This is a genomic window from Daejeonella sp., from assembly GCF_030695525.1.
GTDB lineage: Bacteria > Bacteroidota > Bacteroidia > Sphingobacteriales > Sphingobacteriaceae > Daejeonella.
Genome location: NZ_JAUYSS010000029.1, coordinates 54,260 through 66,893, shown reverse-complemented (window position 1 = coordinate 66,893; position 12,634 = coordinate 54,260). Strand labels below are relative to the sequence as shown.

The window sequence follows — 12,634 nt, the reverse complement described above, 5'->3', positions numbered from 1 at the left end:
CGGATAACGATGGATTTGAAGATCTGCTCGAAATGAACTATCAATTTCCCGAGCCCGGTAAAATTGCCAATGTTTCGATATTTAACGTACAGGGAGTATTGATAAAGAAACTTTTGAAAAACTTCATACTTAACAATACGGGCTCATTTATTTGGGATGGTTTAAACGAACAAAATCAACCCGCAGCCGGTGGCATCTACCTTCTGAAAGCTGAATTTTTTGATATTAATGGTCATATAAGCCGATTTAGCAAACCTTTTGTTCTGGCGGTCAAATTTAAATAAATCATGATTCGGATATTTAATGGCTAAAGCAAGTCAGTTTTTCTAACTTTGAGAAAAACCAATTATTATGTTAGATAAAATTGTAGTTATTGGCTCAAACGGGCAGATAGGTACAGAATTAGTCACTGAGTTAAGAAAGAGCTATGGCGATGGGAATGTCATAGCCTGCGATATTCGGCGGCCAGATTACGATATTAAAAATGCGGGACCATTCGAGTTTGTGAATGTACTTGAAAAGGATATCCTGAAGCAATTATTTCAGAAATATAAGCCCACGCAGGTGTATTTGCTTGCTGCACTTTTATCGGCAACAGGTGAGCAAAATCCCAAATTAGCCTGGGATTTGAATATGAATGGCTTACTGAACATCCTTGATCTTGCACTAGAATATAATACTGCGCGTATATACTGGCCAAGTTCTATCGCCGTTTTTGGCCCGAATTCACCCAAAGATCAAACACCACAATACTGCGTAATGGATCCGAATACCGTTTATGGTATTAGTAAACTTGCCGGTGAACGATGGTGCGAGTATTATTTTCACCGATATGGTTTGGACATCAGAAGTATACGGTATCCGGGTTTGATTAGCTGGAAGGCAGCACCCGGTGGTGGAACAACAGATTATGCCATTCACATTTTCCATGATGCCCTCAGAAAAAGCAGTTACAAAAGTTTTCTGACGGCTGAAACTGAATTACCTATGATGTATATGGATGATGCCATTCGCGGAACTATTGAGTTGATGGATGCACCGGCAGAAAAAATCAGGATCAGATCTTCCTATAACTTCGCAGGAATGAGTTTTACGCCTGAAATACTGGCGAATGAGATTAAAAAACATATTCCGGATTTCAGATTAGATTATACAGAATATGATCAGCGTCAGGCTATTGCAGATAGCTGGCCAAGGTCTATAAACGACAGCAGTGCTATTAATGACTGGGGCTGGAAACCTGAATTTGATCTGGCGAAAATGACAGAATACATGCTGAAAAACTTAAAGAGATAATTTAGAACCTTCCTGGTGAAATGCTGTATTCTTATTCAATAAAAATAAAAAATCGCATTAAGAGACCCGGAATTTTATCAGGACATGTATTTTAGCGGCGAAATAGATAAATTTTAGAAAAAAATAAAGATACAAACAGTACATAAAATGGGAAGAGCATTCGAGTTCCGTAAAGAGAGAAAGTTCAAACGCTGGGCAAAAATGGCCGTACAATTTACCCGGCTAGGTAAAGAGATTGTTATGGCTGTGAAGGATGGGGGGTCAAATCCTGATGCAAATTCACGCCTGAGAACCGCCATGCAGAATGCCAAGGCTGTAAATATGCCAAAACATACTGTTGAAGCAGCAATCAAAAGAGCCAGCAACAAGGATGAGAGCAATTATGAGGAAATCGTGTACGAAGGTTATGCTCCACATGGTGTCGCCGTATTGATTGAAACTGCAACAGATAATACCAACAGAACGGTAGCTAATGTTCGGAGTTATTTTAACAAAACTAATGGCACCTTAGGCAAGACAGGTTCCCTGGATTTTATTTTCACCCGCAAATCAGTTTTTAGATTTGATCCCGGAGAAATGGAATTGGATGAACTGGAATTTGAACTGATCGATGCTGGTCTTGAGGATCTTTATGTTGAAGTTGATGAATCAGGGAAAGATATCGGGGTAATTCACACTTCCTTTGAAGATTTCGGAAAAATGCAGAAAGCCCTGGAAGAGAAAAATATTCCGGTAATCAGTGCCAAACTCGAACGAATTGCCGAATCAACTACCGAGGTAACTGAAGAACAAGCCGCAGATGTTATCAAATTGATTGATAAGCTGGAAGATGATGATGATGTTCAGGCAGTTTATCATAATATGGCCGAATAAATACTCAATATGCTGAAATGACTTTTGAAGAATTTTTAATCAGGAAAAAAATCGATGCTATTCAGCTTAAGGCAAAAGAACAGGCATTTTTTTCTGAGTTCGAGAGTCATTTTCTTCAGATGGGTGAAAAAAGCTTTGATCATAGCAAGAAATTCTGGTTTAATAAATTAAGAAGGGCCTATCATTTAAAAGAAGAACCAAAACCTGTTAAAGAGGAAGCCAAAACAGAGGAGATTCCAGCTATTACAAAGGAAAAATCAGGAATTGAGCCAATTAATCAGGAGAAGCCTGCCTATGTACCGAGATTTAAAGCGGTTGTTAAAATACCAGAAGAGATAGAAGAATCCAATCAGATTAAAGAGGTGGAATCAGAAGAAATAGCAAAACCGGTTTACAAACCAAGGTTTAGGGCTCAAACTCCGGCACCTGAGGAAAAACAGCCTGAGGTTACAGCAGAATCTATTCCTAAATCAGAAGAAACTGCAAAGCCTGCCTATAGACCACGATTCAAATCTGGTCTGACAAAAAAGAATCCGGAGACAGAATAATTACTTCTTGTGAGAGAATATCCAGGATAAAAACTCAGGTTCTGCAAAAGCCGGATCCCAGCTATTATGCCCTGCTTCAGGATAAACTGTAAATTTTGCCGGGCGATTTAGTCTCTTCAGCTCATTAACCACAGCTTCTGATTTTGACAAAGGTACGGTTGTATCTTTTCCCCCATGAAAGACCCACAAAGGAACATTTTTGTATTTTTTCACATTTCCGATATCATCACCTCCGCAAATGGCAAAGGCAGCAGCAAAAGCCTTAGGTTTACGTCTCAATATTTCATAAGTACCCATACCTCCCATCGACAGACCTCCGACATAAAATCGGGAATTATCTGTATACTTCTGAGTTTTCAAATCAGATTGAAGTCCCATTAAAAGTTGCATTGCCTTACCCGGTTCCCCACCCTTTTGAAATCCGAAACGATCCCCTGATTTCCCATCACCGAACTTTACATTGGCCCAGAAATCATCTTTTGGACATTGGGGAAAAACGACGATTGCCGGAAAATCCCTTCTAATATCCGATCTTAAGAAAAGCTTGCTTCCATGCATCAGCTGTGCTTCATTGTCATTCCCCCGTTCACCGGCACCATGCAGGAAGATAAGAACCGGATACTTCTTTGATTCATCGAAATTCTGAGGAAGCAACATCCGATAAAAAAGGGTATCAGTACCACTCGTGAAAATCTCTTTAGAGAACATTGATTTATCCTGTGCGGTAGAATACTGCAGCATGAATAAGGCAATAATTGCAATGGATAGGAGCTTTTTCATGGATATATTAGTAGTTAAATTATTAAACCTGCGAAAGTTTTAACTTCTGCTTATTTACAGGTTGCGGGATTTTAACATAATATCCCGTCCCATCATATTCACGCTTTCTTGGATGAGCCTGACAAATTTCGGAACAAGCACCATCCAGCTTTTCACCACATGCATCACATTGGGTAAAATGCTCATTACATTCAGGATTGGCACAATTGATCATTTTAGTTGTATGCGCACCGCAATTGCGACAGGTAGAAATTACGACAGGATTCACTGTATTCACATCCACCGCAACCCTGTTATCAAATACATAACATTTACCTTCAAAATCTTTCCCACCGGCTTCTTTTCCATACTTAATTATCCCTCCATGCAATTGATATACATTTTCAAACCCTTCATGAAGCAATAAAGCAGAAGCTTTCTCACATTTAATACCACCGGTACAATACGTTACGATCTTCTTATCTTTATATTGAGCAAGCTCATTGATCATAGCCGGAAAATCACGAAAATTATCTATGTCAAAAGTGACTGCATTCTTAAAACGCCCGATTGAATGCTCATAGTTCGACCTCACATCAACGATCACCACATCCTGTTTATCTTTCATCTTCACAAAATCAGCAGGCTCTAAATGTATACCTGTCTTCTTTTCCGGATTGATAATTCCGGGATCACGAAGTCCGGAATGAACAATTTCTGCTTTGTAACGGCAATGCATCTTGATGAAAGAGGGTTCTTCCACATCATCGATTTTAAAATCGATCTTAGAGAAACGAAGATCAGCATGTAGTGTCTCCATGTAAGTTTTACAGGATTCGACTGTGCCCGAAACGGTTCCATTAAGTCCTTCATCAGCAACGATGATCCTTCCTACTAGATTCAGGGATTTACAAAACTGAAGGTGATCGGATGCAAATTGCTCTGCTTCTTCAATTCTACTATAACAATAGTAGAGAATGGTCTGGTATTTTATCATAATTCATTGATACTGTTGCAAACAGCGTTTAATGCGGTGCAAATATAAGGCTGCAAAACAAATTCTGCAAATGACATTCAGGCAGGCAGAGTAGATTAAAACTAGAGGCCAGTGGCTATTCGGAATCCAAAATCAGCCTTCTTTCCATTTAAATAAGACCAGCCGTACAAGGCACGGAAATTCAAATATTTTATACCTAAATAGAATTCCGAATAGGAGTTTGTAGCCGGAGTTCCCAAATAATTAAATCCGGCCAGCTCATTCAGTTTTAATTTCCGTAAAAGAGGCAATTTATTGAATAAAAAGCCCGAAAAATTATGTTCAAAATGCCCTTCCAGATATTGATCTGCCGTACTGAAATTATAATAATCAAGAAATAGAAAACTATTTACTCTGGGCGTGTAGCCCAGTGTTTGCGTCCCAACAAAATGCTTATAATCAGTATAATAAAGATTGTTAGTATTCAAAAACTTACCCGCTCCAAGCCAAAAAGCTGAATGACCCAGCAGACCTAGTTTTATATCTGATTTTGTCAGGTCAAGCGAGATCCGTGAATAATCCACATCAGAGCCAAAGACTCCCGGAATACCCTTTTCATAATTTATCCCCAATAATGGATAATTTGATGGCCTGTAAAATTTACCAGAAGGATAGGTAGCATAATCATTACTGAAAGCATAACTGGCCCTAAACTTAATTTTTAATGCCTGATTTTCAGGGAACACAGGAAGATCAAAACCCGGTACAAAAGGGTTATTCGACGAAAATTCCCGGCTTTTCAGATCACGGATGGAATAATCTGATGTATTTTGCAGGGAGTTACGGTTTGACCATTCGGTACCGAAACTGGTTTGGACACTCCCAAATTGTTTTAGATAGGAAAGATTTAAGAACTTCGATTCATAGAGTTTGAGCAGGTTACGCTCATAGTATAATGAGTTGATTGAATTTCCAAGTTGAGGAATACTCTCCTGATCGCTCAGGTCTAAAACATCTGATCCGGCATTAAACATTATCCTGCTGCTCTTTACTGGAATAGAAGCAGAGAAACTTGCGTAAAATTTTTCACTTGAAATACCATAGCGCAGTTTACCGGTATACCGCAGGAATTTGTTGGTCAGAGAATCGATCTGCTTTGAATACGAAGCCCTGTAATTGATTCCGAAACCTTCTACAGTATTATAAAAAAGAGAATTGATCATTGATCCAAATTGAAAATACTCCTTTTTAAATCTGTTTCGTGGATTATAACCCGTACCTATAATAAAACCTATTGGTTTGATTTTGTTGTTTGCTTTATCAAGTGAATCCAGATATACTTTAGATTCCCGCTTTATTGCTAAAGCCTCCTTTTTGACATAATCAATTTGCTCCTCCTCAGTCAGCGGAATCGGCCTTGCCTGTTTCCAATAAGCAGTATCTTTCTGATTTACTTCACGGCTAATCTGTAAAACCTCACGGAAATCCTTTGGGTTGAGTCTGGGATTAAGGTCATAATTGTTGTAAAGTGCAATGAAATAGCCCCCAAAATTAAAGCCGAGAAAACCTCCGGTAAAGTCAAAGCGGACAGCGGATGGCATCCATGTTTTAGCATTTACAGGAATAAATTCCTGGCTTATATTTAAGGTATCCACAAATTGAATGTTTGCCTCTTTTGTCAGATAAAGATCAGCACTATGTATCCTCCAGCTATCTTCAAGGATATAAATCACACCTCTAAAAACAGGATCAGCTGCGCGTTTGGGTATCAGCTCAATCTTATTGATCATCTGCCCATTCTCCATGCTGGTGCCAAGTAATCGGTATCTGTAATAAAATAGTGCATTATCAGCGATAGGTGAAATGAAAGGGCGTGGGCTAAGTCCCTCCATTTCCAGTAAATTCTGATAAAAATTGATTCCCATATCCGATGCACGGTTAAAGCTGAAAGCGCGATTACTCCCCGAAACCTTTGAAGAGATCATTACCTCCCTGTACTTCCCGGGCTTTATATAACTCAGGATTGACTCTGACTCTGAAAGGTATAGGATACCTTTTCGGTTCGAATCCAGTCCGATTTGCTTAGCCATATCATCTATATTCCTTCCCAGAAACTTTTTGGGTGCCGCAAGCAATTTCTGCATTCCCTTAATGTAAACCTCTGCAGTGAATTCATTTATTTCATTCAAGTGGTAATTTCTCTCCCTTATTGCGTTCCTTATTACCTCATAAGCGGGGTCTTCTGAATAAGCACGTACTATAACATCTTTCAGTTCATAAACTGCTTCTGTTAAACTGACCTGAATATACTGGTCTGATTGCAGATCCATCTCCCTGGATTCCTGACTAAAACCAATGGCTTTAAATATGATGGTATGCTTTCCGGGTTTCAATTTTAACTGAAATTCACCATCACTGTTTGCAGAAGTTCCTCTTGTGGTGTTCTGTACATAAACACTCGCAAAGGGCACAGGAAGTCCTTTAGAGTTGGTTATTTTGCCTTTAAGAATAATATTCTGGGCATATAGCCCATGAGAAAACAATATGAACAACAGAAATACGAAAAGTGATTTCATGTATATTTTCTTTCAAAGATCGCAATAATCTGATTAGGCATTCTACTATAAATTTGACTTTTTCAGGAACTAGTTTATGGAGGGAGAACCTGAAAGTCCGCAGAATTCGTAATTTTACACATTAATTTAACCAATTATGTATAAGACCCTTAAACCGATATTAGAGAAAGAACTGGAGGAAATAGAAAAGGCCGGTCTGTATAAGCGTGAGCGTATTATTATTACTCGGCAGGGTGCTGATATTAAAATTCAGGGCGGACAGGAAGTAATCAATTTCTGCGCGAATAACTACCTCGGTCTGGCATCACATCCGGATGTGATTGAAGCGGCCAAAAAAGCACTTGATACCCATGGTTTCGGAATGGCCTCGGTGCGATTTATCTGTGGCACTCAGGATATTCACAAAGAACTGGAAGAAAAGATTTCTAAATTTCTGGGAACAGAAGATACCATTTTATATGCAGCAGCTTTTGATGCGAATGGGGGTGTTTTTGAACCCTTGTTTGATGAGCAGGACGCCATTATTTCTGATGCATTAAATCATGCATCAATTATTGATGGAGTTCGTTTGTGTAAAGCACAGCGCTTCCGCTACAAGCATGATGATATGGCGGATCTGGAGGACAAATTAAAAGAAACCCAACATTTACGCCACCGTATCATTGTAAGCGATGGATCTTTCTCTATGGACGGCACAATTGCCCAACTGGATAAAATCTGTGACCTGGCCGATAAATACCATGCCCTGGTTATGATTGATGAATGTCATTCCTCCGGCTTTTTGGGTAAAACCGGCCGCGGGACGCATGAACACCATGGAGTAATGGGAAGGGTAGATATCATCACAGGAACCCTGGGAAAAGCATTGGGCGGGGCGTCCGGAGGATTTACCTCAGGGCATAAGGAGGTAATCAATCTTCTCAGACAACGATCAAGGCCCTATTTGTTTTCAAACACACTGGCGCCATCAATTGTGGGGGCTTCAATTGCAGTTCTGGATATACTTGAGAAAAGCACCGAATTACGTGATAAACTCGAGGAAAACACACTATACTTCCGTGAAAAAATGACCGCAGCAGGTTTTGATATTAAAGCGGGAACACATCCAATTGTACCGATCATGTTGTATGATGCAAAACTCTCTCAGGATTTTGCAGCAGAATTGCTAAAAGAAGGAATTTATGTGATCGGCTTCTATTTTCCGGTAGTACCAAAAGATAAAGCGCGCATAAGGGTGCAGTTATCTGCTGCACATACCAAAGAACATCTGGATAAGGCTATCGCCGCATTTACAAAGGTTGGGGTAAAACTTGGTGTAATAAAATAAATTAGATAAGAAAAAGGAACTATAACCCTTTAAACAGGATTAACATGCAGGAAAAAATTAATCAATTCACATCAGAAATAAATTCATTTCAACCAAAAAGCAATGATGAACTCGAATCATTCAGAATTCGCTTTCTAGGCACAAAAGGCATAATGAAAGACCTTTTCGAGGCATTCAAAACAGTTTCTGCAGAAGATAAACGCATTCTGGGGAAAGTTCTGAATGAGTTTAAGCAAATGGCTGAAGCCAAATATCAGATACTGAAAGAAAGCCTGGAGACTGTTGAAAAAAGTACAGATTCTGATCTTGACCTTACCCTTCCGGGAGTAGGATTCGAACCTGGCGGTCGCCATCCCTTATCTCTTGTCAGAAAAGAAATTATTGAGATTTTCAAAAAGCTGGGATTCAATGTAGCCGAAGGACCGGAGATCGAAGACGACTGGCATAATTTCTCAGCACTTAATTTCCCTGAAGAACACCCTGCGCGGGATATGCAAGATACGTTCTTTATTAAAAAAGGAGGAGAAAAGGGGGATATTGCACTTCGTACCCATACCTCTTCCGTTCAGGTTCGGATGATGGAAGCCGGGAAACCGCCCTTCCGCGCTATTATGCCGGGCAGGGTTTATCGTAACGAAGCCATCTCTGCAAGGGCACATTGCTTTTTTCATCAGGTTGAGGGATTGTATATTGATGAGAATGTATCATTTGCAGATTTAAAGCAAACCTTATTTCATTTTGTCCAGGAATTATTTGGAGAAGGCACAAAAGTACGGTTCAGGCCAAGTTATTTCCCTTTTACAGAACCTTCGGCTGAAATGGATATTTCCTGCTCAATTTGTAAGGGCGATGGCTGCCAGTTCTGTAAACACAGCGGATGGGTTGAAATTCTGGGCTGCGGCATGGTAGACCCGAATGTTCTGGAAAACTGCAATATTGATAGTAAGAAATTTACAGGTTATGCTTTTGGTATGGGAATTGAAAGGATTACAAATCTGAAGTACCAGATTAAAGATCTCAGGCTATTTTCAGAGAATGATATTCGGTTTTTAAAGCAATTCCAATCAGAAATGATCTGATGAGAGCAATAATTTTAATAGTGCTATTAATACTTTCTTTAAACTCCTGTAACAAGGATAGTTTAGACCGGATTCCTGAAGCCTATGTAAATTATAGAATAACTATTCAGGAGTTTAATATTAAAAACAAAAATGGTTTGCTATTGGTTAATAAAATGGATAACACAGGAGTTGCCGGACTCATTATTTACCGCAGGGCAGACAATGCTTACGTAGCTTTTGACCGTTGCAGTTCTGTTAATCCCCAGGCGAGATGTGCAGTAGTACCTGATGATCCCAACCTGACGGCTACAGACCCATGCAGCGGAGCAAAATTTTCACTATTTGATGGTTCACCTGCTAAAGCACCCGCAAAGAGACCCCTTAAGGAATATAAAGTAATTATTAGTAATTTTGAAATCTCGGTACTGAACTGATATGGAAGTCGATAAAATTAAGGAAAGTATAAAGAAAGCAGCTCAGGATTTATTCCGGAAATACGGCTACCATAAAACCAGTGTCAATGAAATTGCCAAGCGTGCCAAGATTGCTAAAGCTACTATTTACAAGTACTTTGAAAGCAAGGAATTGCTGCTTCAGGCTATCCTGATGGAATATATTCAGCAAAGTGTTCAGGAAATTATTCATAATTCATCCGAAGAACTGGATGAAGAAGCCTACCTGAGCATGATCATCCTAAAAACCAGCCGCTTATCTTATACGGTATGTAATGAATTTATTGGATGGGAATTTATACGTGAGTCGGCCAATTCCCAGGAATTTCTTAAAACTTTATCTGATGATCTTGAGATGCTGCTTATCCAATCTTTCAACCAAACACAACTCTTCAAAGCTGATGATTATATAGCACGCCTCCGCTTTTTGATCAAAGCCAGTAAAAGTATAGTTTTCTCATTTGCTTTCACCTCCGTGAGTGATTCTGACGTTCGCAAAAATTTCATCTCATTCCAAAAAGAAATTCTCCCGTATTTAGTTAAGGCAGCAGTTAAATAATTCCTAAGCTCCTGTAGGCATTGTTGCTTTAAAGTAAATTTAATTTTAAACTTAAATACCGATTTGGTTTTTGGTACAAAATATTTTAATTTTGGATATTAATAACCAATTATCATCCATGAGCCGTGAAATTTTAATATTATCCGATTTAATTGATGAACTTTTTGAATTTTAAGTCCTGCCCTTAGATATCCCGGGATATTGTTTTCATCAAGTTAATCTTTCTGATTTGAACCAGCTATATGCATGGCTCTTGAAAATCCTATGTCAATATATTTTGCTGCCCCTTTCCTAAGATAAAAATCTTTAATTTTGCCGCTCATGAAAAAAATTCCGGCCGACAAAAAATTTTTGGAGAATATAGAGGTAATTGATATTGCCGAAGAGGGTAAAGGTGTAGGTAAATCAGATGATCTGGTTATTTTCATTGATAAAGCTGTTCCCGGTGACCTTGTTGATGTTGAATTAATAAGAAGAAAGAAAAAATTCTACGAGGGAAAGATCCATAATCTCGTCAAACCTTCTGTTCATCGTACCGAGCATTTTTGCGAACACTTTGGTGTATGTGGAGGCTGTAAATGGCAGCACCTGACTTATGATGCACAACTGCTTTTTAAGCAAAAGAGTGTGAGTGATGCATTACAAAGGCTGGCCAAAGTAGATGTATCCAACATGGAACCAATTCTGGGATCTGCAGAGTCACGCTATTACAGGAATAAACTGGAATATACATTTTCAAATAAACGCTGGCTGATGGATGGTGATATGCGGAGTGATGAAACCATGGAAATGAATGCGCTGGGTTATCATATTCCCGGACGTTTTGATAAGATCCTGGATATTAATCATTGTTATCTGCAGGCTGATCCATCGAATGAGATCAGAAACAAGGTGAGGGAGTACGCGCTTAAAGCTGAAATTTCTTTTTACAATCTGAGAAATCATGAGGGAGCGCTCCGAAATCTGATCATTCGCACTTCAAGCACAGGTGAATTAATGGTAATTGTTGTATTTGCTTATGCGGATGAAGAACAAATTGAGGGAATGATGAAATTCATAGCTTCAGAGTTCTCAACCATTAACTCTTTACTTTACATCGTTAATCATAAAAAAAACGATACGATATTCGATCAGGACATCCATACCTACAAAGGAGCAGATCATATTTTTGAAAATATGGACGGATTAAAATTTAAAATTGGTCCGAAATCATTTTACCAGACCAATTCTGCACAGGCCTTTGAACTCTATAAAATAGCACGTGATTTCGCCGGTTTTAAAGGTGATGAACTTGTTTATGACCTCTATACCGGTGCTGGCACCATTGCCAATTTCATTGCCGGAAAAGTAAGGGAGGTAGTAGGTATTGAGTATGTTCCTACCGCGATTGAAGATGCAAAGATCAATTCCGAAATTAATGGAATTAAAAACACCAGCTTTTTTGCCGGGGATATGAAAGATATTCTGAACGAAGATTTTATCAAAACTCATGGCAAACCTGATGTGGTGATTACCGACCCCCCTCGTGCAGGTATGCATGCTGATGTGGTAAAACGTTTGCTTGAGGTGGAAGCTGAAAAAATAGTCTATGTAAGCTGTAATGCAGCAACACAGGCAAGGGATATTGAATTACTCAAAGCAAAATACGATGTGGGAAGAATCAAACCTGTGGATATGTTTCCGCATACACAACATGTAGAGAATGTAGTACTGCTTACATTTAAGGAATAGATCAAAAGACAGCCTAAATTACCAGGCACAATAAATTAAATTGCAATGGAAATCAAAGACCTGCTTAATCCTGAAGAAAACAGTGAAGGGAATAATAAACCAAAAGAAAGTCCGCTAAAGAGTCTTGAAACTGATCTGAAGTTTTACAATGAGTCGCTTAAAGAAGTAGCCATCGAAATCATGGTTGAAGGCATTTCAGAATTTCCGATTTTTATTGCCCATCAGCATGAAGTAAAATTGGGTGAACCAATTTTAGACCGAAATGAACTGAATACCGGCTGGAGCATTCATGCTTCCACAGTGGAAGAATTTTCTGAAAAAGGACTTATTCAGGCTGATAAAAAGGAAAGGTTCATCAAACAATATAAAGACCCATACAAATTTATGTGCGTCTTTGTCATTGTTCCTGAAGGAGCCAACTTTATTTTCTTTCCATATCAATAGAATATGATTTTGATTGGTTTCTTAAAAAAATA

At 38.9% G+C, this 12,634-nt stretch carries 13 protein-coding genes; 10 read left to right on the top strand and 3 right to left on the bottom strand.

Going from position 1 to position 12,634, the window contains the following annotated elements:
- From Q8S11_RS06770 to Q8S11_RS06755, 4 genes are all read left to right on the top strand, one after another.
- On the top strand, positions 1 to 284 hold a 284-nt coding region (locus tag Q8S11_RS06770), incomplete at its 5' end, for a hypothetical protein (protein WP_305661323.1).
- 67 nt (positions 285 to 351) lie between these two features.
- Positions 352 to 1,296, top strand: a complete 945-nt coding sequence (locus Q8S11_RS06765; RefSeq protein ID WP_305661322.1) for an NAD-dependent epimerase/dehydratase family protein — start codon at positions 352 to 354, stop codon at positions 1,294 to 1,296.
- Positions 1,297 to 1,443: 147 nt separating this feature from the next.
- The gene (locus Q8S11_RS06760; RefSeq protein WP_305661321.1) at positions 1,444 to 2,169 is read left to right on the top strand and encodes a YebC/PmpR family DNA-binding transcriptional regulator; all 726 of its coding nucleotides are present in this window, start codon (positions 1,444 to 1,446) and stop codon (positions 2,167 to 2,169) included.
- Between the two features lie 17 nt (positions 2,170 to 2,186).
- Positions 2,187 to 2,717 carry a hypothetical protein gene (locus Q8S11_RS06755; RefSeq protein ID WP_305661320.1) on the top strand — a complete coding sequence of 177 codons (531 nt, stop codon included), beginning with the start codon at positions 2,187 to 2,189 and terminating at the stop codon, positions 2,715 to 2,717.
- Here Q8S11_RS06755 and Q8S11_RS06750 read toward each other — a convergent pair whose 3' ends face one another.
- The 3 genes from Q8S11_RS06750 to Q8S11_RS06740 form a co-directional block, all read right to left on the bottom strand.
- Positions 2,718 to 3,497 carry a prolyl oligopeptidase family serine peptidase gene (locus Q8S11_RS06750; RefSeq protein WP_305661319.1) on the bottom strand — a complete coding sequence of 260 codons (780 nt, stop codon included), beginning with the start codon at positions 3,495 to 3,497 and terminating at the stop codon, positions 2,718 to 2,720.
- Positions 3,498 to 3,519: 22 nt separating this feature from the next.
- Positions 3,520 to 4,473, bottom strand: a complete 954-nt coding sequence (locus tag Q8S11_RS06745) for a rhodanese-related sulfurtransferase (RefSeq protein ID WP_305661318.1) — start codon at positions 4,471 to 4,473, stop codon at positions 3,520 to 3,522.
- Between the two features lie 101 nt (positions 4,474 to 4,574).
- Positions 4,575 to 7,028: a DUF5686 and carboxypeptidase regulatory-like domain-containing protein gene (locus Q8S11_RS06740; protein WP_305661317.1), complete on the bottom strand. Its 2,454-nt coding sequence runs from the start codon at positions 7,026 to 7,028 to the stop codon at positions 4,575 to 4,577.
- A 136-nt stretch (positions 7,029 to 7,164) separates the two neighbouring features.
- Here Q8S11_RS06740 and kbl point away from each other — a divergent pair, with 136 nt between their 5' ends.
- From kbl to Q8S11_RS06710, 6 genes are all read left to right on the top strand, one after another.
- On the top strand, positions 7,165 to 8,355 hold the full coding sequence (gene kbl, locus Q8S11_RS06735) for a glycine C-acetyltransferase (RefSeq protein WP_305661316.1): 1,191 nt from the start codon (positions 7,165 to 7,167) through the stop codon (positions 8,353 to 8,355).
- 44 nt (positions 8,356 to 8,399) lie between these two features.
- The gene (pheS, locus tag Q8S11_RS06730; protein ID WP_305661315.1) at positions 8,400 to 9,434 is read left to right on the top strand and encodes a phenylalanine--tRNA ligase subunit alpha; all 1,035 of its coding nucleotides are present in this window, start codon (positions 8,400 to 8,402) and stop codon (positions 9,432 to 9,434) included.
- Positions 9,434 to 9,850 (top strand): hypothetical protein, encoded by a 417-nt coding sequence (locus Q8S11_RS06725; protein WP_305661314.1) that lies wholly within the window; start codon positions 9,434 to 9,436, stop codon positions 9,848 to 9,850. The genes pheS and Q8S11_RS06725 overlap by 1 nt, the downstream gene beginning before the upstream one ends.
- Position 9,851: 1 nt before the next feature.
- Positions 9,852 to 10,427, top strand: a complete 576-nt coding sequence (locus Q8S11_RS06720; RefSeq protein WP_305661313.1) for a TetR/AcrR family transcriptional regulator — start codon at positions 9,852 to 9,854, stop codon at positions 10,425 to 10,427.
- A gap of 321 nt (positions 10,428 to 10,748) precedes the next feature.
- Positions 10,749 to 12,158 (top strand): 23S rRNA (uracil(1939)-C(5))-methyltransferase RlmD, encoded by a 1,410-nt coding sequence (gene rlmD / locus Q8S11_RS06715; RefSeq protein WP_305661312.1) that lies wholly within the window; start codon positions 10,749 to 10,751, stop codon positions 12,156 to 12,158.
- A 45-nt stretch (positions 12,159 to 12,203) separates the two neighbouring features.
- Complete coding sequence (locus tag Q8S11_RS06710; RefSeq protein ID WP_305661311.1) at positions 12,204 to 12,602, top strand: hypothetical protein; 399 nt, start codon at positions 12,204 to 12,206, stop codon at positions 12,600 to 12,602.
- The last annotated feature ends 32 nt before the right edge of the window (positions 12,603 to 12,634 follow it).

Excerpts from the sequence above, each read along its gene's own strand:
- Q8S11_RS06765 (WP_305661322.1), top strand. The coding sequence starts at position 352 with ATGTTAGATAAAATTGTAGTTATTGGCTCAAACGGGCAGATAGGTACA.
- Q8S11_RS06760 (WP_305661321.1), top strand. The coding sequence starts at position 1,444 with ATGGGAAGAGCATTCGAGTTCCGTAAAGAGAGAAAGTTCAAACGCTGG.
- Q8S11_RS06755 (WP_305661320.1), top strand. The coding sequence starts at position 2,187 with ATGACTTTTGAAGAATTTTTAATCAGGAAAAAAATCGATGCTATTCAG.
- Q8S11_RS06750 (WP_305661319.1), bottom strand. The coding sequence starts at position 3,497 with ATGAAAAAGCTCCTATCCATTGCAATTATTGCCTTATTCATGCTGCAG.
- Q8S11_RS06745 (WP_305661318.1), bottom strand. The coding sequence starts at position 4,473 with ATGATAAAATACCAGACCATTCTCTACTATTGTTATAGTAGAATTGAA.
- Q8S11_RS06740 (WP_305661317.1), bottom strand. The coding sequence starts at position 7,028 with ATGAAATCACTTTTCGTATTTCTGTTGTTCATATTGTTTTCTCATGGG.
- kbl (WP_305661316.1), top strand. The coding sequence starts at position 7,165 with ATGTATAAGACCCTTAAACCGATATTAGAGAAAGAACTGGAGGAAATA.
- pheS (WP_305661315.1), top strand. The coding sequence starts at position 8,400 with ATGCAGGAAAAAATTAATCAATTCACATCAGAAATAAATTCATTTCAA.
- Q8S11_RS06725 (WP_305661314.1), top strand. The coding sequence starts at position 9,434 with ATGAGAGCAATAATTTTAATAGTGCTATTAATACTTTCTTTAAACTCC.
- Q8S11_RS06720 (WP_305661313.1), top strand. The coding sequence starts at position 9,852 with ATGGAAGTCGATAAAATTAAGGAAAGTATAAAGAAAGCAGCTCAGGAT.
- rlmD (WP_305661312.1), top strand. The coding sequence starts at position 10,749 with ATGAAAAAAATTCCGGCCGACAAAAAATTTTTGGAGAATATAGAGGTA.
- Q8S11_RS06710 (WP_305661311.1), top strand. The coding sequence starts at position 12,204 with ATGGAAATCAAAGACCTGCTTAATCCTGAAGAAAACAGTGAAGGGAAT.